Genomic DNA, 2,697 nt, shown 5'->3' on the forward strand with positions numbered 1-2,697 from the left:
TTGCTGAGCAGCGCCAGCTCGCTGTTGATCTCGTCGAAGCGTGGGGCGAGCACCTGCTGCAGGTGATCGCCCCACGCTTCGACGAGATCAACAGCGAGCTGGCGCTGCTCAGCAAGTTCCGTGACCGGCCAGCGGGCAAATTGCGCATCACCGCAGGGGAGCATGCGGCGATTGCGGTGCTGCAGCCGGTGCTGGCGCGGCTGCTGCCCGACCACCCGGACTTGAGCATCGAGATTATCGTCGACTACGGCCTGACCGATATCGTCGCCGAGGGCTTCGATGCTGGCGTGCGCCTGGGCGAACAGGTGGCCAAGGACATGATTGCCATGCGCATCGGGCCCGATATGCGCATGGCGGTGATCGGCTCCCCCGCTTACTTCAGCCACTACCCCAAGCCGGTGATCCCGGCCGATCTCATGGCGCACAACTGCATCACCCTGCGCATGCCTACCCACGGCGGCCTGTTTATGTGGGAATTCGAAAAATACGGCCAGGCACTCAACGTGCGGATCGAAGGCCAACTGGTGTTCAACAACATTGCCATGCGCCTGGAATCAGTCCTGCAGGGGCTGGGCCTGGCCTATATGCCGGAAGACGTGGTACGGCCCTATATCGAGCAGGGCCGCCTGATCCGTGTGCTGGAGGACTGGTGCGAACCCTACTCCGGCTACCACCTCTACTACCCGAGCCGACGCCAGTCCTCCCCGGCCTTCACCCTGCTGCGCGAAGCCTTGCGTTACCCAGGCTGAGGAGGTGCCAGCTCACGGCTTTGCCCGTCCACCCCGCAGCCAGCATGGCAGGGCTCTGAAACTTAACGGCTCTGGTATTGCTCATCCGTCACTTTCTCCATCCAGGTCACGCTCTTACCGTCCACGCTGCCGGTGACGGCCAGATGAGTCATGGCACCGTCCGCTGCGGCGCCGTGCCAGTGTTTGACGCCCGGTGGGCAAACCACCACATCGCCGGGGTGGATTTGCTGCACCGGCTTGCCCCACTCCTGGGTCAGTCCCACGCCGGACACCACCACCAGCCGCTGCCCGGCCGGGTGAGTGTGCCAGGCGGAGCGGGAGCCCGGCGCAAAGGTGACGTAGGCACCCGAAGCGTTGATTTCCTCGCTGGCGGCAAACAGCGGATCGACCCGTACCTGCCCGGTAAAGTAGTCCTCGGGACCCGCTGTCGAGGCCTGGTCGGCGCTGCGGGTGATCTGCTGCGCCCGGGCCTTGTCGTCAACGGCTGACGATCCGGCGGCACCCGCCAGGGGGGCCGCAACACACATGGCAAGTGTCCACAGTGTCCGCTTCATGCAAACCTCCCGGAATCAGAGTGTTCTGGCATAGAAATCAGCCAGCTGGTTAATGGCAGTGTCCACATATTCAGGCACCCAGTAGGTCTGGATATGGGTCGCACCATCGATCTTGAACAGTGTCTTGTCCTGGGTGCCCGTGGCCCTGGCGAACGCCTGCTCGGTCATATACAGGGTGTCGGCCTTGCTGCCGGCAATCATCAGCAACGGTTTGTTGAGCAATTCGAGCTGGTTGGTGGCGTCGAAGCTCATCAGGTCCAGCAGGCTGCTGAAGGTGTATTTGAAGGTCGAGTTGGGGTGGGCGTGGGTTTTGCCGTAATACTCGAAACCTTCGCGATACAGATCAAAGGGCAGCTTGGCGATCTGCTCGTCGGTGAGTTTGACATCGCCGGTGTAGATTACTTCGCCACCTGCCGCTTCCTGGGCACGGGCAGCGGTGGCCTGCTGCAGACGCTCCTGGAGGGTGTCCAGTTGCGAATCCATAAAGCCATTACGGCGTACCAGCCCTGAATTGAACATGCTCACAGTGGCAATCGACTGGAAGCGCTTGTCGCTCTGCCCGGCTTTCAAGGCATAGCCACCGCCGCCGCAGATACCCAGCAAGCCCAGACGTTGGGGGTCAACACCGGGGTAACTGGCAATAAAATCGGCCATGCCGTGGATGTCTTCAACACGGTTGGCAGGCTTGTCCACGTTGCGCGGCTGACCGCCGCTGGCGCCCTGGTAGGCGGCGTCGGCGGTGATGGTGATATAGCCCCTGTCCGCCAGGCGCTGGGCATACAGGCCCGCCACCTGTTCCTTGACCCCGCCGTTGGGGTGCGCGACGACAATGGCGGGGTATTTCTTGCCCGCATCGTAATTGGCGGGGGTGTACACATTGGCGGCGATGTCCAGGCCATTGAGCTTGTAGGTGACCGGGTGGATATTGACTTTGCCTGGCTCGTTGCGAGTGATCGCACCCGCGTAGGTCAGGGTGAACGGGTTGGTCTTGTAGTCCCCCGCCTCCGCGGCGGACATGCCGACCATTGCGGCCATAAACGTGGCTTTAAGCACCGTAAACGTCACAGGAATCTCCCTTTCAAGTTAAAACTTCTGTAGGAAACGGCCACCAGAGGTGTGCGCGTATTCAATACAGAAGTAACTTAGCGCGTAGGAATTCATTGATAAACGCGGCTTTATTGATAGCACTTATACCAATGACGCATAAATCCACCGACTGGTGATTGGCACCCGCCGTCGGCCGCAAGCGGGCGATAGCCGCAGCTCAGCAATTATTCTTGTTTACGGGTGTGACAGAGCGCTCACCCCTACCTACTCTGCTAGGCTCTGTACGTAAACCCAAGAAATACGATTTTCTGTAAAATACACCGCCATTAAAGCCAGGAGGCCAAGAT

2 protein-coding genes and 1 pseudogene are annotated in these 2,697 nt (G+C 60.5%); 1 reads left to right on the top strand and 2 read right to left on the bottom strand.

Annotated features, from left to right (window positions below; translation table 11 throughout):
- Positions 1 to 749 (top strand): LysR substrate-binding domain-containing protein (locus tag GHO03_RS24085; RefSeq protein WP_153400652.1); only part of this gene is annotated, 749 nt, incomplete at its 5' end.
- A 65-nt stretch (positions 750 to 814) separates the two neighbouring features.
- Here the strand turns inward: GHO03_RS24085 and GHO03_RS24090 are convergent.
- Together GHO03_RS24090 and GHO03_RS24095 are read right to left on the bottom strand one after the other, a co-directional pair.
- Positions 815 to 1,303, bottom strand: a pseudogene (locus GHO03_RS24090) (cupin domain-containing protein); the annotation flags it as partial.
- A gap of 15 nt (positions 1,304 to 1,318) precedes the next feature.
- Positions 1,319 to 2,368 (bottom strand): alpha/beta hydrolase, encoded by a 1,050-nt coding sequence (locus GHO03_RS24095; protein WP_133144904.1) that lies wholly within the window; start codon positions 2,366 to 2,368, stop codon positions 1,319 to 1,321.
- Positions 2,369 to 2,697: the final 329 nt, after the last annotated feature.

This window comes from Pseudomonas sp. FSL R10-1339 (assembly GCF_009600545.1).
In the GTDB taxonomy this organism is placed as follows: domain Bacteria; phylum Pseudomonadota; class Gammaproteobacteria; order Pseudomonadales; family Pseudomonadaceae; genus Aquipseudomonas; species Aquipseudomonas bubulae.